This window comes from Micromonospora sp. MGP-C2 (genome assembly GCF_057766525.1).
Genome location: NZ_JBYMEN010000002.1, coordinates 1,802,540 through 1,826,720, shown reverse-complemented (window position 1 = coordinate 1,826,720; position 24,181 = coordinate 1,802,540). Strand labels below are relative to the sequence as shown.

The 24,181-nt window shown below is 70.2% G+C and carries 16 protein-coding genes; 10 read left to right on the top strand and 6 right to left on the bottom strand.

Going from position 1 to position 24,181, the window contains the following annotated elements:
• The first annotated feature begins 11 nt into the window (after nucleotides 1-11).
• A complete protein-coding gene (locus tag AC3CF1_RS08010; RefSeq protein ID WP_488449958.1) occupies nucleotides 12-1,352 on the top strand; it encodes an EsaB/YukD family protein in 1,341 nt (446 codons plus the stop codon).
• On the opposite strand, the gene AC3CF1_RS08005 is transcribed toward AC3CF1_RS08010, so the two are convergent.
• Nucleotides 1,349-1,954 carry a response regulator transcription factor gene (locus tag AC3CF1_RS08005; RefSeq protein WP_328373190.1) on the bottom strand — a complete coding sequence of 202 codons (606 nt, stop codon included), beginning with the start codon at nucleotides 1,952-1,954 and terminating at the stop codon, nucleotides 1,349-1,351. The genes AC3CF1_RS08010 and AC3CF1_RS08005 overlap by 4 nt on opposite strands.
• Nucleotides 1,955-2,149: 195 nt before the next feature.
• Between AC3CF1_RS08005 and AC3CF1_RS08000 the strand changes: the two genes are divergently transcribed.
• The 5 genes from AC3CF1_RS08000 (at nucleotide 2,150) to AC3CF1_RS07980 (ending at nucleotide 10,643) form a co-directional block, all read left to right on the top strand.
• Nucleotides 2,150-8,998, top strand: a complete 6,849-nt coding sequence (locus AC3CF1_RS08000) for a hypothetical protein (protein ID WP_488449957.1) — start codon at nucleotides 2,150-2,152, stop codon at nucleotides 8,996-8,998.
• A 113-nt stretch (nucleotides 8,999-9,111) separates the two neighbouring features.
• Entirely contained in the window at nucleotides 9,112-9,432 is a 321-nt protein-coding gene (locus tag AC3CF1_RS07995) for a WXG100 family type VII secretion target (RefSeq protein WP_328533893.1), read from the top strand.
• Nucleotides 9,433-9,459: 27 nt separating this feature from the next.
• Entirely contained in the window at nucleotides 9,460-9,774 is a 315-nt protein-coding gene (locus tag AC3CF1_RS07990; protein WP_099855205.1) for a WXG100 family type VII secretion target, read from the top strand.
• A gap of 11 nt (nucleotides 9,775-9,785) precedes the next feature.
• Nucleotides 9,786-10,094, top strand: a complete 309-nt coding sequence (locus AC3CF1_RS07985; protein WP_185755342.1) for a YbaB/EbfC family nucleoid-associated protein — start codon at nucleotides 9,786-9,788, stop codon at nucleotides 10,092-10,094.
• Between the two features lie 369 nt (nucleotides 10,095-10,463).
• A complete protein-coding gene (locus AC3CF1_RS07980; protein ID WP_328533894.1) occupies nucleotides 10,464-10,643 on the top strand; it encodes a hypothetical protein in 180 nt (59 codons plus the stop codon).
• A gap of 531 nt (nucleotides 10,644-11,174) precedes the next feature.
• Here the strand turns inward: AC3CF1_RS07980 and AC3CF1_RS07975 are convergent.
• From AC3CF1_RS07975 to AC3CF1_RS07965, 3 genes are read right to left on the bottom strand one after another with little or no spacing between them, the layout of a single operon-like run.
• A complete protein-coding gene (locus AC3CF1_RS07975) occupies nucleotides 11,175-16,784 on the bottom strand; it encodes a hypothetical protein (RefSeq protein WP_488449956.1) in 5,610 nt (1,869 codons plus the stop codon).
• A complete protein-coding gene (locus tag AC3CF1_RS07970; protein ID WP_488449955.1) occupies nucleotides 16,697-18,922 on the bottom strand; it encodes a WXG100 family type VII secretion target in 2,226 nt (741 codons plus the stop codon). Before AC3CF1_RS07970 ends, AC3CF1_RS07975 begins: the two co-directional genes overlap by 88 nt.
• 9 nt (nucleotides 18,923-18,931) lie before the next feature.
• A complete protein-coding gene (locus tag AC3CF1_RS07965; protein WP_488449954.1) occupies nucleotides 18,932-19,420 on the bottom strand; it encodes a hypothetical protein in 489 nt (162 codons plus the stop codon).
• A gap of 142 nt (nucleotides 19,421-19,562) precedes the next feature.
• Here AC3CF1_RS07965 and AC3CF1_RS07960 point away from each other — a divergent pair, with 142 nt between their 5' ends.
• Both AC3CF1_RS07960 and AC3CF1_RS07955 read left to right on the top strand, forming a co-directional pair.
• Complete coding sequence (locus AC3CF1_RS07960; RefSeq protein ID WP_488449953.1) at nucleotides 19,563-20,213, top strand: hypothetical protein; 651 nt, start codon at nucleotides 19,563-19,565, stop codon at nucleotides 20,211-20,213.
• 183 nt (nucleotides 20,214-20,396) lie between these two features.
• On the top strand, nucleotides 20,397-21,041 hold the full coding sequence (locus AC3CF1_RS07955; RefSeq protein ID WP_488449952.1) for a hypothetical protein: 645 nt from the start codon (nucleotides 20,397-20,399) through the stop codon (nucleotides 21,039-21,041).
• Between the two features lie 3 nt (nucleotides 21,042-21,044).
• Here the strand turns inward: AC3CF1_RS07955 and AC3CF1_RS07950 are convergent, their stop codons facing one another.
• On the bottom strand, nucleotides 21,045-22,295 hold the full coding sequence (locus tag AC3CF1_RS07950; protein WP_488449951.1) for a zf-HC2 domain-containing protein: 1,251 nt from the start codon (nucleotides 22,293-22,295) through the stop codon (nucleotides 21,045-21,047).
• Between the two features lie 261 nt (nucleotides 22,296-22,556).
• On the opposite strand from AC3CF1_RS07950, the gene AC3CF1_RS07945 reads away from it, so the two are divergent.
• On the top strand, nucleotides 22,557-23,192 hold the full coding sequence (locus tag AC3CF1_RS07945) for a response regulator transcription factor (protein ID WP_488449950.1): 636 nt from the start codon (nucleotides 22,557-22,559) through the stop codon (nucleotides 23,190-23,192).
• Between the two features lie 61 nt (nucleotides 23,193-23,253).
• Here the strand turns inward: AC3CF1_RS07945 and AC3CF1_RS07940 are convergent, their stop codons facing one another.
• Nucleotides 23,254-23,760 (bottom strand): sigma-70 family RNA polymerase sigma factor, encoded by a 507-nt coding sequence (locus AC3CF1_RS07940; RefSeq protein ID WP_488449949.1) that lies wholly within the window; start codon nucleotides 23,758-23,760, stop codon nucleotides 23,254-23,256.
• 103 nt (nucleotides 23,761-23,863) lie between these two features.
• Between AC3CF1_RS07940 and AC3CF1_RS07935 the strand changes: the two genes are divergently transcribed.
• Nucleotides 23,864-24,043 (top strand): hypothetical protein, encoded by a 180-nt coding sequence (locus tag AC3CF1_RS07935; protein WP_488449948.1) that lies wholly within the window; start codon nucleotides 23,864-23,866, stop codon nucleotides 24,041-24,043.
• Nucleotides 24,044-24,181 lie beyond the last annotated feature (138 nt).

Below are 24,181 nucleotides of genomic sequence, written 5' to 3'. Positions count from 1 at the left end.
AAGGCCGTCGCATGGCGAACGAACACACCCGTGTCACAGTGGTGGGCACCTACCGCAGCGTCGACATCGCCCTGCCGTCGCTCAGCCCGCTGGGGGAATACACCCCCCGCCTCGCCGAACTGTGCGGCCAGGGCGGCTCCGACCAGCTGCCACCCGTCTGGTCACTGGCCCGTGCCGACACCGGGCCGTTCGCCCTCGACATCGCACTGCTGCAGGCCGGCGTCGTCGACGGCGAGGTGCTTTACCTGTACGACCTCGCAAGCGGCACGGTCGACGTCCTCGACGTCAAAGACATCGACGAGGCCGTCGCCGAGGAAACCGAACAGCTACGCCGCAACAGCGTCCACCCCGGGCCTGTCGTGCTCGCCCTCGGCCTCATCCTGCTGATCGCGGCGGCCGTCCTGCTCTCGCTGAGTTACGGCACCGACACCGGTGCGGCTGTGGGGCTCACCGTCGCCAGCATGGCTCTGCTCGGCACCGCTTGGGGGTTGCGCCAACGCCCCACCGCGGTGCCGGTCGGCCTCGTGCTGACCGTCGCGCTCACCGCCGTACCCGGCCTCGCCGGCGCCGGTCTGCTCATCGCCCGTGGCCTCGGCGGCAGCGACTGGGCCTGGGGCGGCGCCGCCATCGGCGCCAACACCGCGATGCTCATGGCGATCGCGATGCTGCCCGAAACGATCTTCGTCGCGGCCGAGGTATCTCTGCTCGCAGGCGGTCTGACCGTCGCACTCACCGCCGGCCTGGAAGCCGACACCGTCGAATCCGCCGCGATCGCCGCTGCGGTCGCCACCGGAATGCTGGCCCTCGGCCGCCGCATCGCCGCACTCATCACAGCCTGGACGCCCGTGCGGCCCATCCCCGAGCTCGTGCACACCTCGGCCCGGATCCTGCCCATCGTGCTGGCCGGTCCGGTCCTCGCCCTCGCCGTGGCCATGCCCGTGCTGGCCCTCTCCGGACGTTGGTTCGCCGTGATCCTCGCCCTCTTCATCTGCATCGCCATCGCCGTCAGGGCACGCGGAGCGGCGTTCACCACCGAGCTCTACCTTCTCGGCGGGGCGGCAACCATCGGCGTCTTCGGGCTGCTGGTCGCCGCAGCCCGCGCGTACGCCACCTCCGGCGGCGTGGCAGCGGTCATCCTGCTCGGGGCGGGACTGCTCGTCATCGCGGCCGGAGTCGCGATGAGCGTGTTCATGCCGCCAGCCAAGCCACACGGACCCGGCCCCAAACCGCCGATCCGCCGCAGCCGCGCCGAAGCGCTCGGCGTCCTCGCGGCGATCCTCATCGCGCCGCTGACCATGGGCGTCTTCGGCGTCTTCGGCCACCTGATGATGATGGGACGCACGATCTTCTAGCTCTTCACGGACGTCAAGTGGCCGAGCTCGATCGCGCGGCGGGTCAGCTCGGCCTTGTTGTTGGCGTTCAGCTTCGCGCGGATCCGCTTCGCGTACGTGTTGACCGTCGCCTGGGAAAGGCCCATCCGCGTAGCGATCTGCGAATGCGTGAAGCCGGACGCAATCCACCGCAACGTCTCCACCTCCCGCGGTGCGAGCCCGCCCTGCTCGTCGGCGGGAGAACCCGGCAACTCGGCCGGGAACCGGTCCGCCAGCCGCGGGCACAGGTAGAAGCCACCCTGCGCGGTCACCCGCATGGCCTCCCGCACCGCCTCCTGCTCCGCGAGTCGGCTCACGCAGCCGCGGGCCCCCGCCCGGATCGCCGCCATCAGATTCGGGCGGCCCGTCCAGTCCGCGCTGACGAGCAGATGCCCGAACGGCGTGGCCCCGCGGACCAGCCCCAGCGTCGACGCATCCGGCTCCGCCGCATCCAAAACGACCAGGTCGTACGTCGCACCGGCCGGCAGGTCCGTCAGCGCAGCCACCGCCGCGACCATCCGCAGATCCGGATCGTCGCCGGCCAGCTTTTCCAGGCCGGCTCGCCAGATCGGTTGATCTGCCACGACAGCGACTTCCAACATTGCTACCTCCCACACCAGGTTCCGCCATAGAACGGCTGGAAGCCCGTGCCGGTTCGAGGACGTCGCAAAGTTCCTCCCGAAACAGCCTCCGACGTCCCCGAACAAGTGTCTTGCCGTCTGCTCTGTCGTCGCTCCTAGTCTCGAAGCGCATGCCCGCCGCCAGTCGAGGAGACCGACGTGCCCACCGAGACCAGCGCCGACGGCACAGTCGTCGACTACGACAGCGACGGCCATCCCGTGCGCCAGCAACTCCCCGACGGAACCGTCTTCGACGGGTTCACCGCCGACGGCAAACCCACCCACGGGACCCTTCCGGGAAATCAGGACGTCTCCATCGCGTACGGCGGTGACGGGTCGAGTACGTGGTCGTATGCGGATGGCACGTCGGTGGATCGGAATGCGGCTGGTGAGGTTACGCGTCAGTTGACGGCGGATGGTGCGTCGTTCGACCGGTTCACCGCCGACGGCAGGCCCACGCACGGCACGCTGCCGGGGGCCGATGGGCAGCTGACGCAGGCGGTCGACATCGCTTACGGCGGTGACGGATCGAGTACGTGGTCCTATGCGGATGGCACGACGGTGGATCGGAATGCGGCTGGTGACGTTACGCGTCAGGTGACCGCGGATGGTGCGTCGTTCGACGGGTTTACCGCTGATGGCAGGCCCACCCACGGGACCCTTCCGGGAAACCAGGACGTCTCCATCACGTACGGCGGTGACGGGTCGAGTACGTGGTCGTATGCGGATGGCACGTCGGTGGACCGTAATGCGGCTGGTGACGTTACGCGTCAGGTGACCGCGGATGGTGCGTCGTTCGACGGGTTTACCGCTGATGGCAGGCCCACCCACGGGACCCTTCCGGGAAACCAGGACGTCTCCATCACGTACGGCGGTGACGGGTCGAGTACGTGGTCGTATGCGGATGGCACGTCGGTGGACCGTAATGCGGCTGGTGACGTTACGCGTCAGGTGACCGCAGATGGTGCGTCGTTCGACCGGTTCACCTCTGATGGCAGGCCGACGCATGGCACGGTGCCGGGGTCGGATGGGCAGCCGGCGCAGGAGGTGTCGATTGCTTACGGCGGTGACGGCAGCAGCACCTGGACCTACGCGGACGGCACGACTGTCGATCGCAATGCGGCTGGTGGCATTACGCGTGAGGTGAGCGCGGATGGTGCAACGTTCGACGGGTTCACCGCCGATGGCCGGCCGACGCACGGCACGGTGCCGGGGGCCGATGGGCAGCCCGCGCAGGACGTGTCGATCGCCTACGGCCCCGACGGGTCGAGTACGTGGACGTACGCGGACGGTACGACGGTCGATCGCAATGCGGCTGGTGGCATTACGCGTGAGGTGACCGCGGATGGGGCGTCGTTCGACGGGTTCACCGCCGATGGCCGGCCGACGCACGGCACGCTGCCGGGGTCGGACGGCCAGCCGGCGCAGGCGGTGGACATCGCCTACGGCGGTGATGGATCGAGCACCTGGTCGTATGCGGATGGCACGTCGGTGGACCGTAATGCGGCTGGTGGCATTAGGCGTGAGGTGACCGCGGATGGTGCAACGTTCGACGGGTTCACCGCCGATGGCAGGCCGACGCACGGCACGGTGCCGGGGTCGGATGGGCAGCTGGCGCAGGCGGTGGACATCGCTTACGGCGGTGATGGGTCGAGCACCTGGACCTACGCCGACGGCACCAAGGTCGACCGCGACGCCGTTGGTGGCGTCACCCGTGAGGTGAGCGCGGATGGTGCGTCGTTCGATCGGTTCACCGGCGATGGCAAGCCCACGCACGGCACCGTGCCGGGGTCGGATGGGCAGCTGGCGCAGGAGGTGGACATCGCTTACGGCGGTGATGGGTCGAGCACCTGGACCTACGCCGACGGCACCAAGGTCGACCGCGACGCCGCTGGTGACGTTACCCGTGAGGTGAGCGCGGATGGTGCGTCGTTCGACGGGTTCACCGCCGAGGGCAAGCCGACGCATGGCACGGTGCCGGGGGCTGATGGGCAGCTGGCGCAGGAGGTGTCGATCGCTTATGGCGGTGATGGGTCGAGCACCTGGACCTACGCGGACGGCACGACCGTCGATCGTAATGCCGCTGGTGACGTTACCCGTGAGGTGAGCGCGGATGGTGCGTCGTTCGATCGGTTCACTGCTGATGGCAGGCCGACGCACGGCACGGTGCCGGGGGCGGATGGGCAGCCGGCACAGGAGGTGGACATCGCTTACGGCGGTGACGGCAGCAGCACGTGGACGTATGCCGACGGCACGACGGTGGACCGTAGTGCCGCTGGTGGCGTCACGCGTGAGGTGAGCGCGGATGGTGCGACGTTCGACCGGTTCACCGCCGAGGGCAAGCCGACGCATGGCACGGTGCCGGGGGCGGATGGGCAGCCGGCACAGGAGGTGGACATCGCTTACGGCGGTGACGGCAGCAGCACCTGGACCTACGCGGACGGCACCAAGGTCGACCGTAACGCCGCTGGTGACGTCACGCGTGAGGTGAGCGCGGATGGCGCGACGTTCGACCGGTTCACCCCTGATGGCAAGCCCACGCACGGCACCGTGCCAGGCGCCGATGGGCAGCCCGCGCAGGACGTCTCGATTGCTTACGGCTCCGACGGGTCGAGCACCTGGACCTACGCGGACGGCACGACGGTGGACCGTAGTGCCGCTGGTGACGTCACGCGTGAGGTGAGCGCGGATGGTGCGTCCTTCGATCGGTTCACTGCTGATGGCAGGCCGACGCACGGCACGGTGCCGGGGACCGATGGGCAGCCGGCGCAGGCGGTGGACATCACCTACGGCCCCGACGGGTCGAGCACCTGGACCTACGCGGACGGCACGACGGTGGACCGTAGTGCCGCTGGTGACGTCACCCGTGAGGTGACCGCGGATGGTGCGTCCTTCGATCGGTTCAACGGCGATGGCAAGCCGACGCATGGAACGGTGCCGGGGTCGGATGGGCAGCCCGCGCAGGACGTGGACATCGCATACGGCGCTGACGGGTCGAGCACCTGGACCTACGCCGACGGCACCAAGGTCGACCGTAACGCCGCTGGTGACGTCACGCGTGAGGTGAGCGCGGATGGGGCGACGTTCGACCGGTTCACCCCCGAGGGCAAGCCGACGCACGGCACGGTGCCGGGGTCGGATGGGCAGCCGGCGCAGGACGTGTCGATTGCTTACGGCGGTGACGGCAGCAGTACCTGGACCTACGCCGACGGCACCAAGGTCGACCGTAACGCCGCTGGTGACGTCACGCGTGAGGTGAGCGCGGATGGGGCGACGTTCGACCGGTTCACCCCCGAGGGCAAGCCGACGCACGGCACGGTGCCGGGGGTCGATGGGCAGCCGGCGCAGGACGTGTCGATTGCTTACGGCGGTGACGGCAGCAGTACCTGGACCTACGCGGACGGCACCAAGGTCGACCGTAACGCCGCTGGTGACGTCACGCGTGAGGTGAGCGCGGATGGGGCGACGTTCGACCGGTTCACGGCCGACGGCAAGCCCACGCACGGCACGGTGCCGGGGTCGGATGGGCAGCCGGCGCAGGACGTGGACATCGCCTACGGCAGTGACGGCAGCAGTACCTGGACCTACGCGGACGGCACCAAGGTCGACCGTAACGCCGCTGGTGACGTCACGCGTGAGGTGAGCGCGGATGGGGCGACGTTCGACCGGTTCACGGCCGACGGCAAGCCCACGCACGGCACGGTGCCGGGGTCGGATGGGCAGCCGGCGCAGGACGTGGACATCGCCTACGGCAGTGACGGCAGCAGTACCTGGACCTACGCCGAGGGCACCAAGGTCGACCGCAACGCGGCCGGTGACGTCACCCGTGAGGTGAGCGCGGATGGGGCGACATTCGACCGGTTCACGGCCGACGGCAAGCCCACGCACGGCACCGTGCCAGGGTCGGATGGGCAGCCGGCGCAGGACGTGTCGATTGCTTACGGCGGTGACGGCAGCAGCACCTGGACCTACGCGGACGGCACGACGGTCGACCGTAACGCCGCTGGTGACGTCACGCGTGAGGTGAGCGCGGATGGTGCGTCCTTCGACCGGTTCACCCCTGATGGCAAGCCCACGCACGGCACCGTGCCAGGCGCCAATGGGCAGCCCGCGCAGGACGTCTCGATTGCTTACGGAGCTGACGGCAGCAGCACGTGGACCTACGCGGACGGCACGACGGTGGACCGTAGTGCCGCTGGTGACGTCACGCGTGAGGTGAGCGCGGATGGTGCGTCCTTCGATCGGTTCAACGGCGATGGCAAGCCGACGCATGGAACGGTGCCGGGGGCTGATGGGCAGCCGGCGCAGGACGTGTCGATTGCTTACGGCGGTGACGGCAGCAGTACCTGGACCTACGCGGACGGCACCAAGGTCGACCGTAACGCCGCTGGTGACGTCACGCGTGAGGTGAGCGCGGATGGGGCGACGTTCGACCGGTTCAACGGCGATGGCAAGCCGACGCACGGCACCGTGCCAGGGTCCGATGGGCAGCCGGCGCAGGCGGTGGACATCGCTTACGGCGGTGACGGCAGCAGCACCTGGACCTACGCGGACGGCACCAAGGTCGACCGCAACGCCGCTGGTGACGTCACGCGTGAGGTGAGCGCGGATGGGGCGACATTCGACCGGTTCACCCCCGAGGGCAAGCCCACGCACGGCACCGTGCCGGGGGTCGATGGGCAGCCGGCGCAGGACGTCTCGATTGCTTACGGCGGTGACGGCAGCAGCACGTGGACGTATGCCGACGGCACCAAGGTCGACCGTAACGCCGCTGGTGACGTCACGCGTGAGGTGAGCGCGGATGGTGCGACGTTCGACCGGTTCACCCCCGAGGGCAAGCCGACGCACGGAACGGTGCCGGGGACCGATGGGCAGCCGGCGCAGGAGGTGTCGATTGCTTATGGCGCTGACGGGTCGAGTACGTGGACCTATGCGGACGGCACGACGGTGGACCGTAGTGCCGCTGGTGACGTCACGCGTGAGGTGAGCGCGGATGGTGCGACGTTCGACCGGTTCAACGCCGAGGGCAAGCCGACGCATGGCACGGTGCCGGGGTCGGATGGGCAGCCGGCGCAGGCGGTGGACATCGCTTACGGCGGTGACGGCAGCAGCACGTGGACGTATGCCGACGGCGCCAAGGTCGAGCGCAACCCTGACGGCGTGGTGGTTCGGCAGACCACCTCCGAGGGCACCGTCTTCGACCGGTTCGACGGCGACGGTAAGCCGACGCATGGCACGGTGCCGGGGTCGGATGGGCAGCCGGCGCAGGCGGTGGACATCGCTTACGGCGGTGACGGCAGCAGCACTTGGACGTATGCCGACGGCGCGAAGGTCGAGCGCAACCCTGACGGCGTGGTGGTTCGGCAGACCACCTCCGAGGGCACCGTCTTCGACCGGTTCGACGGCGAGGGTAAGCCGACGCATGGCACGGTGCCGGGGTCGGATGGGCAGCCGGCGCAGGCGGTGGACATCGCTTACGGCGGTGACGGCAGCAGCACGTGGACGTATGCCGACGGCGCGAAGGTCGAGCGCAACCCTGACGGCGTGGTGGTTCGGCAGACCACCTCCGAGGGCACCGTCTTCGACCGGTTCAACGGCGAGGGTAAGCCGACGCATGGCACGGTGCCGGGGTCGGATGGGCAGCCGGCGCAGGCGGTGGACATCGCTTACGGCGGTGACGGCAGCAGCACTTGGACGTATGCCGACGGCGCGAAGGTCGAGCGCAACCCTGACGGCGTGGTGGTTCGGCAGACCACCTCCGAGGGCACCGTCTTCGACCGGTTCAACGGTGACGGTAAGCCCACCCACGGAACTGTGCCGGGGCAGGACGGGGGACCCGGGCAGCAGGTCGACATCACGTACGGCGCCGACGGGTCGAGTGTCTGGAGTTACCAGGGCGACGGCTCGAAGGTCTTCAGTGCCGCGGACGGGACGGTGACCCGGCAGGAGCTGAAGGACGGCAGCGTCTTCGACCGGTTCAACGGCGACGGCAGGCCCACCCACGGAACTGTGCCGGGGCAGGACGGGGGACCCGGGCAGCAGGTCGACATCACGTACGGCGCCGACGGGTCGAGTGTCTGGAGTTACCAGGGCGACGGCACCAAGGTCTACCGCAACGCCGAGGGCGACACCACCCGGCAGGTGCTGAAGGACGGCACGACCTTCGACCAGTTCGACGCGGAGGGCAACCCCACGCACGGCACCGCGCCGAGCACGAACGGGCAGCCGGCCCAGCAGATCACCATCACGTACGCCCCGGACGGGTCGAGCACTTGGAAGTACGGCGACGGCACGACGATCCAGCGGAACCCGGCGGGAGTCGTGACGGGGATGCAGGCCGGCGGGTGGACGTTCGACACGTTCGACGGGCAGGGACGGCCCACACACGCCACCGAGGACGGCAAGAACAACGCCGTGGACATCAAGTACGCCGCCGACGGTTCGAGTGTGTGGACGTACCGGGACGGGACAGTCGTCAGCCGTAACCCCGACGGGGACGTCGTACTGATGCAGGCCGACGGGTGGATCTACGATTCGTTCGACGGTCAGGGCCGCCCGTTGCACGGGAGCAAGGACGGCAAGAGCATCACCATCTCGTACGGGGCCGACGGGCTCACCACCCTCATGTACGACCCGAAGAACGGGGTGGTCACCGACGGCAATGGCAAGCCGGTCGCCGTGATCGTGGACGGCAAACGTTACGAGTACGCCGTGCAGATCCCGCTGCTCGGGGAGTCGATCGGCAGTCTGCGTAAGCAGCGTGACTCGGTCGAGAGCAGCCTCAATGCGATGGCGATCCACCTGCAGTCGATCCGCGAATCGTGGAACAGCCCGGCGGGGGACAAGTACGAGGCCCTCACCACCGACCTGAAGAAGCTCACCACCGACACCCGCGGCCTGCTCGATGACGCCCTCACGGCGATGCAGAAGTCGTACGACACCTACGTCGCGGCCGAGGGAGCGAACCTCAAGAGCATGACCGCCGAGACCAGGATGACGCAGCGCTGAACCGGGGACTGTCGCGGTGTCCCGCAAAGAGGTCACTCGCGCTGTCCGCGCGGGCACCACCATCCTGATGACGGCATAACAGCTGTCGACGACAGCGGAAGGAAGAAGTTGCGATGGACCACATTCTCGTAACACCGGAAATGATCATGGACGCGGCGGCCAGCTGTGACGTAACCGCGACGGATATCGACGGTGAACTGGCCAACCTGCGGTCGACTGTGGTGCAGATGCAGTCGATCTGGCACGGCGTCGCGGCCGGGCAGTTCGAGATTCTCATGCACGACTTCGACGTGTTCGGCCGGATGCTGCACAACGCGCTGACCGACATCGGCAGTGGCCTGCGCGGCAACTTCCACAACTACGTCGATGCCGAGCAGGCCAACATCAACAGCCTCGTCGCCGTCAACCAGGACATCCCCGGCGCGAACCTCTAGCCCTCCGCCACGAGACAGGACAGATCCATGCCAGATCCCACCACCAGTAACCTGCGCGTCCCGGCGGAACTGGAGATGGCCGGGCAGACGCTCAACGCCAAAGCCGCCGAAATCGAAGAGCAACTCGCGGCGCTGATCAACAAGTTGATGCCCCTGCAGGACCAGTGGCAGGGCCCGGCCCAGTCCTATTACCAAGGTCTGCAGCAGGAGTGGAACATCGCCGCAGACGGCCTGTTCGGCCCGACCGGTGTACTTGGCAGGATCGCGTCGGCGATGAACCTGTCCTGGAACAACTACGCCGAGGGCGAATGGGCCAACGTGCGTACCTGGTCAGGGCGCTGAGGGAGGATCCCATGTCGGACTTGGACCGGATGTTGGAGCAGGCGCAGGCGGTGCAGGAGCAGATGGCCGCCATGCGCGACCGGCTGTCGGCCAGCGAGGTCACCGGCACGGCCGCCAACGGTGCGGTGCGGGTCTCGATGACCGCGGCTGGCACCTTCACCGCCGTACACCTGAATCCGAACTTGTTCACCGACATCGACCCGGAGGAGATGGAGGAGCTGATGCTCGCCGCCCTTCAGGATGCCGGTGCACAGTTGCGCGACATGACCGAGCGCCGGATGGGCTCGCTCAACGAGATCTTCCAGTCGATCCAGCAGTAGCCGGGTAACAAGAGAAAGGCGACAGCACGCCGTCGTAATTCGCCGCCCCGCCGGAGACGTCGCTGCACCGACTGCTGCCGCGTGCCGCCAGCGGCGTGCCCGACGATGCTCGCGCAAGCCCGGATTGCCCTGGCGGACGGGGACGCGGCCGGGCGGCGACTGCTGTCCCCGGCACCGGGCTCGACTGGGACGCGAACGCTCGGCGGCCGCTCCAGGCATACCTACCCGGTGGCCTGCCGAACGGCCCGCGAGCCGACCCCTCGCCGGAGGTTCACGCGCGCGACCTGCGCTCGGAGTGGGCGGCGTACCTGCCACCGGCGCTCGATCTGACGGCCGCGCCCGAGCCGCTGCGCACCGCGACCGCCGACGATGCCGCCCCGGGCGTCACCGCCGGCCTGCGCGGTTCGCTGGCGGGCGTGGCGGCCCGACGGCGTTTGGGCGTACGTGCTGGGGCTCGACGCACCGGTGACCGAGCTGGCCGGCGGTATCGCCACGCTCATGCGCGCTCTGACCGGCTCGGACCTGCCGGTCCCGCTGGTCGAGATGTAAGTACCGGGTACCGCGACGCCCGCCTACCAGCGGGCGAAGATGAACGCGGCGCTGCTGTGAGCGCGTGACGCGATCGTCGGTGTCGAACCGTCCGCGTGTTCGACTCGGGCGACGCCGAGACGGGACCCGCTTTCGACACCGGCCACGACCGGCTGCACGGACCGGAACGCAGGCCGCTGCTGCTCTATCTCGACGCGGGAGCCGGCGTCCTGGAGTCTCCAAGCTCATGGCAGACGTCGTCGGACCGAGGCGCGTCGCGTCCAGCAGCAGCGCGCGCGTCGTCGCGCTCCAGCACCGCGGTGCCTAGATCCTGGCTGCCGTCGACCTTGAGCGTGGGCGTGCCGGTGGTCCTGGGGTCGTGGCATACGAGGGGTGCCGTACTCGTCGGACGCCAGCCAGAGCACCTGCTCGTCCGCGCTGCGCTGCACTTAGGTGGTGAGCCGGGCCAGGCCCTCGGTGATGGACGGTGGCGGAGAGCAGGGTGCTGGGCGCGCAGTCGGCAGTGGTGGCCGGCCGGTTCCTCTCGCCCGCTCAACAGTCCAGGATCAGCGCACCGAGGGTGTCCAGCACCGGCCGTCGTGCCGGATTGGCGACGGCCAGCAGCCTCAGACCGTCCACCAGCGTCAGCTTCGTCTCAAGGTGTAGATCCCGGGCCGCGGCGTGCACCTCGGCTGTCGGCAGCGGCTCACCCCGGGTGGCGCCGTGGGCGTATCCCAGCAACCGCGCCATTGCCGCGTCCGAGGCCGTCACAACCGGCAGGCCGGTGTGCAGCGCGGGCAGGGCGCTCAGCACCGCGTCGCTCTCGCCGAGCAGCCCGGCGAGCAGCGTGTTCCGGCGGACCGGGTCGGCCTCGGTGAGGAAGGCGTCGCGGATATCAGCGTGCCCGGTCGCGGCCAGGGTGTCGGCCGCCTCGTCCGCCGCCGTCCGCGTATCGGGCGCCGGAGCGGTCAGCTCGGAGTCGCTGATCGGGAGCGCCTGGACCTGCTCACCCGGCACCCCGGGTACCCCGCCGAGCAGCTCCAGTCCGGCTGTGGCCAGCTGGACGGTCCCCGGGAGCTCGTGTAACTCGGTGGTCGCCACCGCGTCGCCGCGGAACAGCTCGTCGTACGCGGTCAGCCAGTCCAGCGTGAACGACTGGCTTAGCGCTTCGCTGACCGGTGCCGGCAGGTCGATGGTGGGCAGGTCGTCGAAGGCGGAACCGGCGGCGCGCACCTGCTCGCCGAGCAGGGCGTGGTGCAGCAGCAGGAGGGGTATCGAACGCACCAGGTCGCTGAGTATGTCCCGCAGTCCGTCCACTGCGGCGGCTACCACCGCCGGAGTGTCGCCACCACGTTCGACCCAGGTCTGGGCGTCGGTGGTGGCCTCCCGGATACTGCCGTCGAGTAGATGGGTGATCCGTTGCCGGGTGGCGGCGTCGATGTCCCGGTCGGGACGGTGCAGGGCCGCGTGGATTTCCGCGCGGGCCTGGTCGACGACCGGGCGCGCAGCGCTCTCGTACGCCGTTGGCGTCGCCTCCAGCAGCCGCGTGGTGTCGTCGCCCTCGGCGGGGGTGTTCGCGTTCGCGTGCCGGCGCAGCGCCTCCTCGGTGAAGTACCCGGGGATGCTGGCCTCGATGGTGGTGGCGAGCGCCTCCCACTGCTGCGCCCCCGCCGGATCCGCCGACTCGTCGAAAGCCGTGCGTAGCCTGGTCCGGGCGTCGTCGTAGAAGGCCTGCACGGCCGTCTCCGACACGTGCCGGCCCGCGTCGCGCGCCTCGAGTACGGCGGCCTGCACGGCTGCCTCGTGGCGGTGCGCCTGCAGATAGCTGAACGTGCTGCCGCGTACGGCGGTCAGCAGCTGCTCGTAGCGCACCTGCCACTCGTGCTCGGTCGCCTGGAATGCCGAGTCGTCGCTGCGGGTGCCCGCGGCGATCACCGGCGCCCGCACCTGGTCGAACAGGTGACGCCCGGCGGCGACGAATTCCGTCCGGAACCGGTCGGCCACCTCGGCGGGCAGCCGGTCGAGCGACGCTGGTTGCGGGCTCCGCTCGGTCCGGGCGGCCGCGTCGGCCACCGCGTTGCCGAAGGCGTCGACAAGGTCGGGCCGGAACTCCTCGACGCGCCGGGCGGTGCCGATCCGGGCAGCGTAGTCGGTGCGCAGCGCGTCCTGCCGCGCCGTCCACTGCTGCGTCCGCGCTGCCTGGTCCAGGGTGGAGTCTCCGGTCGGGTTTGTCGGAGCGCCGTTGCTGGCGCCGAACCGGTACGACTCTGCGGCCGGCGCCCCGGTCGGGGCGCTGGTGAGGGCAGAGGCGAGCAGGCTGATCTGCGGGTTGCCGGGTAGGCCGGTGAGTAGCCGGTCCGCGATCTGCTGTGCCCGCTCTGGTGTGACTGGCTCGCGGGTGCCGACGAATTCGACGGTTGACACGGGTGGCTGCGACGGGTGCAGCTCGGCCAGCGCCGCGCGGATGGCCGGCAGGCTGGTCACCGAGGCGTCGACGACGACGGTCAGGCCCGGGCCGGGGCGCAGCACCAGCCTGGTGGGCCCCGCCCCGGCGTGGAGGTGTACCACGTTGTCCTGCATGGTCATCGAGAGGCCGTAGGGCATCGCTGTGCCGTACGGCGCCTCGTGGGTAAGCGGCGCGCGCATCGGCACGGCGGGTGCCGGCGTCGGCTCCACCATCACCGGCGGCGCCTCCGGTTTCGCCACTGCGCCGGCCGGCGTGCGGGGGGCCAGGTCGTGCGGCGGGGCGGCCGGGAGGTCGTACTCTCCGGGCGGGTTTGTCGGAGCGCCGTTGCTGGCGCCGAACCGGTACGACTTCGCGGCTGGTGCCCCGGTCGGGGCGTCGGTGAGGGCAGCCGCGAGCAGGCTGATCTGCGGGTTGCCGGGTAGGCCTGTGAGCAGTCGGTCCGCGATCTGCTGGGCGCGTTCCGGCGTGATCGGCTGGCGGGTGCCGACGAATTCGACGGTTGATACGGGTGGCTGCGACGGGTGCAGCTTGGTCAGCGTTGCCCTGATGTCCGGCAGGTTGATCACTGAGCTGTCGACGACGATGGTCAGGGCTGGGCCGGGGCGTAGCACCAGTCGGGTGGGTTCCATCCCGGCGTGAAGGTGTACGACGTTGCCCTGTCCGGTCAACGAGAGGCCATGGGGCATCGCGGTGACGTAGGGCGCTTCGTGGGCGAGCGGTGGGCGCATCGGTACGGTCGGTGCCGGGGGCGGCGTCGGGTCCAGCACGACCGGCGGTGCCTGCGGTTTCGCCACTACCTGCGGTGTGACCGCTGCGTCCATCGGCGTGGCGGGGGCCGCGTCGTGGGGCGGGGTAGCCGGCGTGGCCGGGGCAGCCGGCATGGTTCCCGCCGGGTGCTCACCGGGCGCCGGGTCGGGAGTCCGCACCTCGGTGCCGGGCGGTTGTTCGGGCCGTGGCTTGCGAAGCAAGTTGTGCGGCGCCTCGGCGGGGTTCCCGAGCACGTACTTACCGTCATGGCCCCTGGTGATGATGCGGGCGGCTCTCGCCTCCGCGCCGGGCGTCTGATCGGGCTGTGGCTTGCGAAGCACGTTGTGCGGCGCCTCGGCGGGAGCCCCAAGCACGTACGTACCGTCATCGCCCCTGGTGACGATGCGGGCGGCGTTCGCCTCCTCTGGACCGCCGACCCCGGCACCGGCACGCGTCGCGGGCTTGCCACTGCCCAGCGTGCGGCCCGGATCGGACCGCTCGCCCGCCGCGTCGGCGTGGGTGCGGGCATCCCGTGCCATCGCGGCGGCACTGCTCTCCGCGGTGCTGCGCGGCTTGACGAAGGTCAGCGCGCCGTCGTCGGCCTGCGTCGCCGATCCGTGAGACGGGCCGCGGCCGGACAGGCCGCCGCCCCTCGAACCCGGAGCACCGCCTCCCCCCGAACCCGGGGCGCCGCCGCCCCCGCCGAACGAGTGGCCACCGGTGGGTCCGGCACCGTCCATGGTGATCGCGCCGGACTCGGGGTCGAGTCTGATCTGGTCGGGAGTGATCGTTCGTGGGTTCGCCGGAACGAAGGTGCCGTCCCGCAGCATGCGCAGCGAGTCGAGCCCGTTGCCGCCGCCCGTGCCGCCGGTGGCCATCCACCGGTCGATGGAAACCGACCGGCTTTGCGTGCCGATCTCGACCACCTCGAGCGACGTGGCCCGCACCTTCACCGGCTCTACCCTGCCGTTCTCCATGCTCCAGCGGTAGTGGACGTCCGGCGGCGTGCCCTCCCTGCCGAACGACGGGTTGCCGGCCGGCTTGCCAACGGTGACGGGCGGGGCGCCGGGGCCCACGCCCTCGGTCGTGCCAAGCGGCCTCCACTGGTGGCTCGCTTGGTCCTTGACCAGCAACGACCTGGGCTCGCGATGGAAGAACAGATCCCCGCCGTCGACCCGTCGCCCGGCCGACGGCCGGCTGACCTGCTCGCCCCAGTATCTCAAATGGTCGATGGAGCGTGAGTGCCAGCCGTTTTGCACCCCCGGCCCGTCCAGGTCGTGGAAGCTCGGCTCGCCGGGCCGCGGTTTCACCGACGGCCCCGACGCGAGTGCCGGCGGCGTTGGGAACGTCAAAAGGTCCACGGTGCCATCCGGGTTCTGCCGGAGCATCTGCGTGAGCCTCTTGGGCTGGGGCTGGGCAGCCCCGGCCGGACGAGCCGCCGGTGTGGCCGAGTTGACGTCCCACGACCTGCCGTCGGGGGAGTAGCTGATGATCTTGCCGCTCAACGGCTGCGAGTCCAGGACGTTCTCGCCCCGGCGCAGCGTGGTCGGGCCCATCGTGCCGTCGGCGCGCAGCTCGATGTAGGACAAGGACGTGTCCGGGCCGGCGGCGGGTCCCTCGGGGGTCGGGCGCGCATCGCCGCCGGGGCGTCGCACCTCGGCTGGGAACCGCGACTCCGCCGAAACCCGCACAAGATCGGCACGCCCGTCGGGGCCGGTCTGCAGCAGCTGACGCCCGGGGGTGGGGGTGCTGGCCCGGGGCGTGGCAGGCCCCGGAGCGTCGGCCCGGGTGGCCGCCTGGTCCGGTCGCACCGGCACGGCGCCGTGCTCGATCCGAGTGGATCCCGCGTCCGCCCGTGCCGGTGCGGGTGGAGCCGACGCGTTCTGCAGGCGCGAGTCGGCGCGCGTCACGGCCGATCGGTCGGAATGCCCGGCCACCGCCGTGTCCACCTCGCCCGGCCGCTGCGTCGCCGATCCGTGAGACGGGCCGTGGCTGGACAGGCCGCCGCCTCCGCCGAACGAGTGGCCACCGGTAAGCCGGACACCGTCCACGGTGATCGCGCCGGACTTGAGATCGAGTCTGATCTGGTCGCTGATCGCTCGAGGGTTCGCCGGAGCGAGAGTGCCGTCCGGCAGCATGCGCAGCGAGTCGAGCCCGTTGCCGCCGCCCGTGCCGCCGGTGGCCATCTGCCGGCCGATGGAAACCGACCGGGTCTGCGTGCCGATTTCGACCACCTCGAGCGACGTGGCCCGCACCTTCACCGGCTCTACCTTGCCGTTCTCCATGCTCCAGCGGTAGTGGGCGCTGTCCGGCGGCGTGCCCTGTCCAGTGCCCCCCCTGCTGAACGACGGGTTGTCGGCCGGCTTGCCAACTGTGACGGGCGGCGCGTCGGGGGCCCGGCCCCAGCCCTTCGGGAGCGTCGCCACGCCCTCGGTCGTGCCCAGCGGCCTCCACTGGTGGCTCACTGGGTCCTTGACCAGCATCGACGTGGGCTCACGCTGGAAGAACAGCTCCTTACCGTCGACCCTTTGCCCGGTCAACTGCGGCCTGCTGATCTGGTCGACCTTGAATCCCTCATCCGGGCTGAACGAGCGCGACTGCCAGCCTTGGCGCACCCCGGGCCCGTTCAGGTCGTGGAAGCTCGGCTCGCCGGGCCGCGGTTTCACCGGCGGCCCCGACGCGAGCGCCGGCGGCTTGTGGAACGTCAGAAGGTCCACGGTGCCATCCGGGTTCTGCCGGAGCATCTGCGTGGGCCGGGGCTGGGCAGCCCCGGCCGTACGAACCGCCGGTGTGACCGAGTTGACGTCCCACGACCTGCCGTCGGGGGAGTAGCTGAGGAGCTGCTCCTGCGGCTTGCCGTTCAACGGCTGCGAGTGCAGGACGTTCTCGCCCGGGCGCAGCGTGGTCGGGCCCATCGTGCCGTCGGCGCGCAGCTCGACATAGGACAAGGACCTGTCCGGGCCGGTGGCGGGTCCCTCGAGGGTCGGGCGCGCATCGCCGCCGGGCTGTCGCCCCTCGGCCGTGAACCGCGACTCCGCCGAAACCCGCACAAGATCGGCACGCCCGTCGGGGCCGGTCTGGAGCAGCTGACGCCCGGGGGTGGGGGTGCTCGCAGGCCCCGGAGCGTCGGCCCCGGTGGTGCCGCGCACCTTTTCGAGGAACGTTTCGTGGTGGGCGCGTAGTTGTTGGGGGGTCGGGTGTGTGGCGGTGGTGGCGGTTTCGTCGAGTACGCGCCCGGGGCCGTGCTTCGACCGGTCGGGGGAAGGTCGGCTGTGGTGGCGCGTTGTTTTCCTTCGAAGGCATTGACGTGTTGGTCGCGCAGTTGTTGGGAGGTCGGATGCGCGGCGGTGGTGGCGGTTTCGTCGAGTACGCGCCCGGGGCCGTGCTTCGACCAGTCCGGGGGGAGGTCGGCTTTGGTGCCGCCTATTCCTTCGAAGGCATTGACGTGGTTTTCGCGTAGTTGTTGGGGGGTCGGGTGTGTGGTGCCGATGGCGGTCTCGTCGAGTACGCGCCCGGCGATGAACTTCGAGAAGTCGGGGGTATGGCGAGGGGCGACGGGGCCGGCGGTGGTGCCGCGTATCTCTTCGGAGAACTTGACGTTGTGGTCGCGCAGTTGGTGGGGGGTCGGATGCGCGGCGCTGGTGGCGGTTTCGTTGAAACCGCGCCCGGGCGCGTGCGGCGCGACGGTGTGCGAGGTGGTGGTGGCTGGCACGTAGTCGGTGACGCCGGGCCGACCGGTCGGCGGCATGAGGTGGTTGCCGCTGTTCAGCACCGACGTCTCGGGCAGGCCGCCGGGGCGCATGGCGGGGGGCAGCGACGTCCCGTGCGGCACGGTGGCCGGGCTGGTCGGCGGGGTGGCGTGGATCGTCGGGCCGGTGGCCGACGATTCGCGAGAGATGCCACGACCCTCGGCCATCCCGACCAGGCCCCGCTCGGTCACGGTGGGCTGGGGCGGCTGGCGGACGATGTTCGACGCCGGGGTGTTGACCTGCGGAGAAAAGTCGCCGCGCGCGCCGGTGGGGGAAACGGTGCGGTCGAGGTTCGCCATCCGCAGCCCGTCGCCGTGCGTGCCGCCCTGTGGTGCGGCCGTCGTCGTCGTGGTGGTGCGCGGTGCGCCGAGCGGCTGGTTGACGTGACCGGTGCCCTGCTGGGTGGACGCGCTCACCGACTTGGTGCCGCCCGGCGCGCCGACCGCCAGACGGCGTACGTCGCCGGCGGACGAGGCCGACACGGTCGGTGCGGCGTGGCTGCCGGTCGGCACCACCGGCGCGGCCGTGATGTCGCTGGCGCTCACCGCGGGCGTGGTGTCGTTGACGCGGGGTGTGTTGGCGATGTCCGCGCCCTTGACCGGCGCCGGGCTGTTGAGCTGCACGGTGTTGCCGTCCGTCCCGGTGGCCGGCGACACCTTCGGCGACGCCTGCGTCTTCGGGACTGGCGGGGGAGTGGCACCGCGGGAACCCAGCCGCGGCACCGAGTTGACGGCCCGGATCGAGAACAGACCGCCCAGCCCGCCCGCGAGCAGGATGTTCAGCAGCAGCTCCGAGCTGTGCAGCTCCACCGGCAGGTCCATCGCCCCGTACACGATTCCCCGGATGCCGAACTCCATCGCGACCTGCATGGAACCGAATGTCAGGAAGCCCAACGCGAAGTCGAGCACCATGGTGGCGATCCGGCCGGCCACTGCGCTCATGGCCGGCAGCAGACTGGCGAGCAGGCTCGACAGGGCGGCGAGGGCGGGTGCCAGCACGAATGCGAGGCCCATCGTGAGCACACCGAAGATGGCCAGCACGATCTGGATGATCGTGGCCGCCTTCTCCCGCTTGATCTGCTCCTCGACCTTGCTGGCGTACTCGTCGAGGAAGTTCGCGAATTCGCGCGCCGCGTCGGCCATCTTGCCCAGTTTGACGTTCACCGCGTTCGCCGCGGCCGTCGCCGAAAAGTATGCGAACCCAGACCACTTGATGCTGTTGTAGGCCGACATCACCGTGCCACCGAGCGATTCCAGTCGATCGGCCTGTGCACGCCAGTCGGCAGCGAGCGCGCGCAGCTCCGCAGGGCTCGCGTGCCCGTTCGTCTGCTTCGCCACGGCGCGTCGTCAGCCGTCGGTCTTCGGCGTGGGGTACGGGTTGGTGTTGTAGTCCACGGTGATCGGCGGCATCGTGCTGTCCTGCGGTCCCCCCTCGCCCTCGCTCTCGCCGGCGATGGCGTGGACGAAAGCGTCGAACATGTCTGTCACGGCGTGCTCGGCGGCGTTGTAGTTCGCCGCCGCCACCACGGCGCCGTAGCGGACCCGGTCGAGGATGCCCGGGGTCTCCACCTTGGTGGTGTCGGCCGGGTCGGGGGTGCCGAACAGGCGGTTCTGCACGTCCTGGAGGCGTTCGTTGAACGCGTCGGCCGCCTCGGAACTCTCGCCGACCCAACCGATCTTGAGCTGGTCCCAGGTGTTGCCGATTTCCCTCCAGTCGTCCTGCAGGCTCGTGATCAGCGAAGCCAGGTAGACGCTCGCGGACCGGTGCATGTAGTACATATCCACGTTGATTCGCACGGCAGAGGCGTCATAGTTGGTCGCACCGTCACTCACCATGCACGCTCCGTAGGTTGGACTTCACCCTCCCAGCCCGACCGTAGCCACGTGGCAGGGCAGCGTCCCAGACCCCGTTGCGGCGTCGGCGGGTCGTACCAAGAGGGACGTTGTCGTCACCCCAACGCGCGCGCATGGTGTAGGTATGAGCGATCCCAAGACCTCTGTCGTGCCGGTCGATTTGACCCAGGAATGGCCGACCGGCCGTCACGTCAGCGGGATGAACGAGGACCTCGTCGGCTTCGAGGCGCCCACTTCGGACGGCCAGGGAGGCTACACCAACACCGAGGGTAAGCCGGTCGACGAGCACGGTAACCTGCTGCCCGACCCGAACGCGCCCATGGGCGACCCGGCCGAACCGGACCTGCGCAGCTACGACGTCAGCCCCGGCCAGATGTACGACGCCGAAACGACGATCCTTCAGGCGATGACGGGCCAGATCGCCGAGTTCGAGCATTTCCGCGACACCGCGATCGCCAGGTCGAGCTGGATCTTCTCGGCCGGCATGAAGTCGAACACGGCCGCCGCCTTGCAGGGGGGGGTCCAATACAACAATCTCTACAACGGGGGCGGCCGCACCACCACCGACCATGGCGTGTACGCCGAGTACGTGGACCCGCAACCGCAACAGGAACAGATCGCGGAGATTCAGTACAGCCAGTTCCAACTGCTGCAGGGCTGCGCCGGCGTGCTCGCGTTGGTCGGTGAGTTCGTCGGCAGGCTCAACAACGCCGCCCAGATCTACGCCGGCGCGGACATCAACTCCACCGTCCCGGACGGCACCAGCACCGCCTGAGCCTACAGCGGTGACCGGTCCCCTCGGCGGCTTGGCGCAGGACCTCGTTGTCCTGCTCCAGCAGCCTGATCCGCTTGCGCGCCTCCCGCGGTTCGACCGACTCGCTGCCGGCTGTCCCCGGCGCCGGTGGGTCGTACCAAGAGGGACGTTGCCGCCACCCCCACGCGCGCGCAAGGTTGAGGTATGAGCGATCCCAACACCTCTGTCGTCCCGGCCGATCTGACCCAGGAATGGCCGACCGGCCGCCACGTCAGCGGGAAAAACGAGGACCTCATCGGCTTCGAGGCGCCCACTTCGGACGGCCAGGGAGGCTACACCAACACCGAGGGTAAGCCCGTCGATGAGCACGGCAACCTGCTGCCCGACCCGAACGCGCCCACGGGTGACCCGGCCGAACCGGACCTGCGCACCTACGACGTCAGCCCCGGCCAGATGTACGACGCCGAGACAACGATCCTCCAGGCGACGACGGGCCAGATCGCCGACTTCGAGCGCTTCCGCGACGCCGCGATCGCCAAGTCGAGCTGGATCTTCTGGGCCACAAAGGAGTCGGACACGGTCGCCGTCTACCACGAGGGGGTTCCGCTCAACAACAACGTCAAGTGGATCGGCCCCTACGACGACGGCAGCGGCTCGTACGCCCCGTTCAAGGATCCCCACCCGGACCAGACCGCGGAGATCCAGTACAGCCAGTTCCAACTGCTGCAGGGCTGCGCCGGCGTGCTCGATCTGGTCGGCCAGTTTGTTGGGAGGCTCAACAACGCCGCACAGATCTACGCCGGTGCGGACATCAACTCCACCGTCCCGGACGGCACCAGCACCGCCTGAGCCTCAGCCGCCGTTGGGGCCGATCTCAGCTTCGGCGTCGTGCGAGAAGTACACGGTCACCACGGTCTTGCGGTCGCTGCGCAGCACCGTCACGTGCGAGATGCCGGCGATCGCGGCGGGCACTGTGCCGGACACCTCCTGCTCCTTGCCCGCCCCGCCGGTCCAGTTCACGACCGCCCATCGGTTGTCGTCCGGGCCGTAGCCGTACAGCCGGTATCCGGTCCCCCTGGTCAGACCGGTCAGCTTCGCGCGCACCTCGGTCGACCCGTCCTTGGCGGTCAGCGCCACCGTCATGCGCACTCCGCTGTCCACGTCGGTCGCCGAGGCCGCCGCGCTCACGGCGGCCCGGGCCGTCTGTGTGCTGGGCTCGCCGTCGTGCTCGCGCAGGAGCATTGTCGCGGTGGTTCCGCCGAGCGTGACGGTCGCGGCCAGCAACCCGATCGAAACGATCAGCGACCGGGTATGCCGGACCGGTCGCGTCTGCCCGGCCGGTTGCGTGGCCAGGGGCATCGGAGCAGGCACGGTCGACGGTGCCGGCCGCTTCACGGGCTTGGTGCGTACGCCCGGCGCGATCGTCGGTAGCACCGGCGTGGCAGCCGGATCGGCGGCGGCAACCACAGGCGCGACGGCCGGCACCACAGGCGCGACGGTCGGCGCCGTGAGCGATACGGCCGGCAGGGCAGGTGCGGTAGCCGGCGCGGCGGGCGCAGCAGCCGGCACAGCACGCCAAGCGGGCGCGGCGGGCTTGGCGGGCGGCGCGGCGGGCGCGGCGGCGGGCGGCACCGTGGGCCCAGCGGGCGGCACGGCGGGCGCGGCAGTCGGCACGGCGGGCGCGGAGGTTTCCTTGGCCGGCGCGACGGCGGTGCGCGTCGTCGGAGCGGGCGGCGCCGGTTCGGGCGCCGGCGCATCAGTCAGGGCTGCGGACTCCGTGGGGCGGCTGCGGCCGGACCGGCGTGATCGAGGCGGCCAGCCGATTCGGGACCGCGGCTCCTCGGGCTCCTCGATCGGGGCGAACCGGGCCGGGAACGCCGGTGGCACCGACGTGCCGAGCGCGCCGTACATGCTGGCCAGCCCCTCCCGGTCGTCGAGGAGCAGGGCCATCGCCGCGAGCGCCTCGCACACCTGCGCCGCCTCGTCGCGGCAGGTTCCGCACGCGTCGAGGTGGGCGCGCACCCGGTGGGCCGAGGCCACGTCGAGCTCGTCGAGGTAGTAGAGCCCGAGCAACTCCTCGACGTGCTCGGTGCCGTCCGCCACAGATATCAATCCCCGGTCCGCTTCGCTGGTCCGAGCCCTCGCCGGGCTCCCTGCCCATCCTCGCCGAACGCCGGGGCGCCGCGAGACACCAGGCGAGCATGCTCGATCCGTACGGGAAACGGAAAGTCCCTCATCGGGGGGCATCGCCACCGCAACCGACCGGGACGCTGGCGGATTTCCGCGGTTCGTGAACCGGACGGGGCCGGGATCCGTCTCAGTGGCGCCCGTGGAACACGGGCCCGACAGCTTGGAGGAGCCCCGGTGTTGACAGTGGCCATCGTCTCCGATCAGCCCATCTCCCGGGCTGGCCTGGAAAAGCTGGCATCCGACGACGGCGGTCTGCGCGTCGCGGCCACCGTGGCGAACGTGGACGAACTGCTGGCCGGTGGTCAGACGTTCGACGCGGTGGTGCTGGAGCTGCCGTCCGGCGGGACGGGCAACATCGCGAGAGCGGCAACGGTGGGCCGGCCGCTGGTGAGCGCGGCGTGGCACCGGTCACCGAGCCTGCTGGCCGCCGTCCGGGCCGGGGCGCGGGGTTGTTTTAGCAGCCTCAGCGAACAGCGTGACGTGCGGGAGGCGGTGCGGGTGATCATCCGCGGTGGCTTCTACATCTGCCCGCGGCTGGTCGATCAGTTTCAGGGCGAGCTCGCCCGCGGCGGGGGCGAGGAGCAGAACGGCCTGGCGCCGCGGGAGGTCGAGACGCTGCGGCTCATCGCCTCCGGCTTCACGCACGCGCAGATCGCGACCCGCATGGGCCTCTCGCAGGCGACGGTCAATACGTACGCGAAGCGGATCCGCGCGAAACTGAACGTCAGCAACAAGGCGGAGCTGACCCGGATGGCGATCGAACTGGGCCACTTCAGCCACCCTCGCCGGCTGACCCGGACGGCGGCCTGACCGGCCGCCGCCACTCGGTTGCCCGGTCGCGCGGTCAGTGATCCGGGCGGATTGTCCTGCCCTACGGCGGCGGCCGCCGTTCCGCTGGCGGTTCACGAATGTCGGATTCGCGTCCGGCCAGTGCCTCGCGCAGGGCCCGTAGCGCGTAGAAGGTGCGTGATCTCATCGTGCCCGGTGGCACGTCCAGGACTTCGGCGGCCTCGGCCACCGACCGTTCCTGAAAATAGATCTCGATAAGCGTGATCCGCAGCCGCTTGGGCAGGGAGGCCAGCGCCGCCCGCACCTCGGCGGCGTCCCGCGCCCGTTCGACGTGCTCGAGTGCCTCGCCGGGGTGGGCCTCGACCGCCCGGCCCTGGTCGATGAGGATCTGCTTCGCGACCGTGAAGATCCACGCCCGGCTCCAGCGGCCGTCGGCGTGGCGCGCCTCCGGATGACGCCAGGCACACAGCAGTGCCTCCTGGGCGATGTCCTCGGCCCGGTGCACGTCACCGCCGGTCAACCGGGTCAGGAAGCTGAGCAGCACCGGGCCGTGGACCTGCTGGAGGTGGCGCAGCGCGGCCTCGTCCACCTCCGGAGACCGGGCGGAGGGGGCCGCCGCGGGCAGGGAGGAACCAGGCTCCGGCAGCCCCGGAGAATTCGTTGAGCCGTCAGTCACCGACGGTGGGACCGGCATGGGTGTGGTGCTGCGGTCGACGTTCCACGGACCGAGCATCGACTACGAGGTGGAGACGACCGGCGGCACCGTCACGGTGACCGAGTCGGGCAAGGACTCCCGCGAGGCGCTGGCCGAGGGAACCCACGGAACGGTGACCATCGCCGCGGACCGGGCGTACCTGCTCAACCGGGAATGACCCAGGTGAGGGCCCGCCGGCCTTCCGCGTTGCCGGCGGGCCGTCACCACTGGCGTGTCCCCCGAACGCGGACCTTCAACCCTCCCGCCCGGTTGGGTGATGATCTGTTCATGGCGCCGACGACCTCGGGGCCGGGAG

What these genes read in the sequence shown, in the direction of transcription:
- AC3CF1_RS08010 (WP_488449958.1), top strand. Translation starts at nt 12, where the DNA reads ATGGCGAACGAACACACCCGTGTCACAGTGGTGGGCACCTACCGCAGC.
- AC3CF1_RS07995 (WP_328533893.1), top strand. Translation starts at nt 9,112, where the DNA reads ATGGACCACATTCTCGTAACACCGGAAATGATCATGGACGCGGCGGCC.
- AC3CF1_RS07990 (WP_099855205.1), top strand. Translation starts at nt 9,460, where the DNA reads ATGCCAGATCCCACCACCAGTAACCTGCGCGTCCCGGCGGAACTGGAG.
- AC3CF1_RS07985 (WP_185755342.1), top strand. Translation starts at nt 9,786, where the DNA reads ATGTCGGACTTGGACCGGATGTTGGAGCAGGCGCAGGCGGTGCAGGAG.
- AC3CF1_RS07980 (WP_328533894.1), top strand. Translation starts at nt 10,464, where the DNA reads ATGCCGCCCCGGGCGTCACCGCCGGCCTGCGCGGTTCGCTGGCGGGCG.
- AC3CF1_RS07965 (WP_488449954.1), bottom strand. Translation starts at nt 19,420, where the DNA reads ATGGTGAGTGACGGTGCGACCAACTATGACGCCTCTGCCGTGCGAATC.
- AC3CF1_RS07960 (WP_488449953.1), top strand. Translation starts at nt 19,563, where the DNA reads ATGAGCGATCCCAAGACCTCTGTCGTGCCGGTCGATTTGACCCAGGAA.
- AC3CF1_RS07955 (WP_488449952.1), top strand. Translation starts at nt 20,397, where the DNA reads ATGAGCGATCCCAACACCTCTGTCGTCCCGGCCGATCTGACCCAGGAA.
- AC3CF1_RS07935 (WP_488449948.1), top strand. Translation starts at nt 23,864, where the DNA reads ATGGGTGTGGTGCTGCGGTCGACGTTCCACGGACCGAGCATCGACTAC.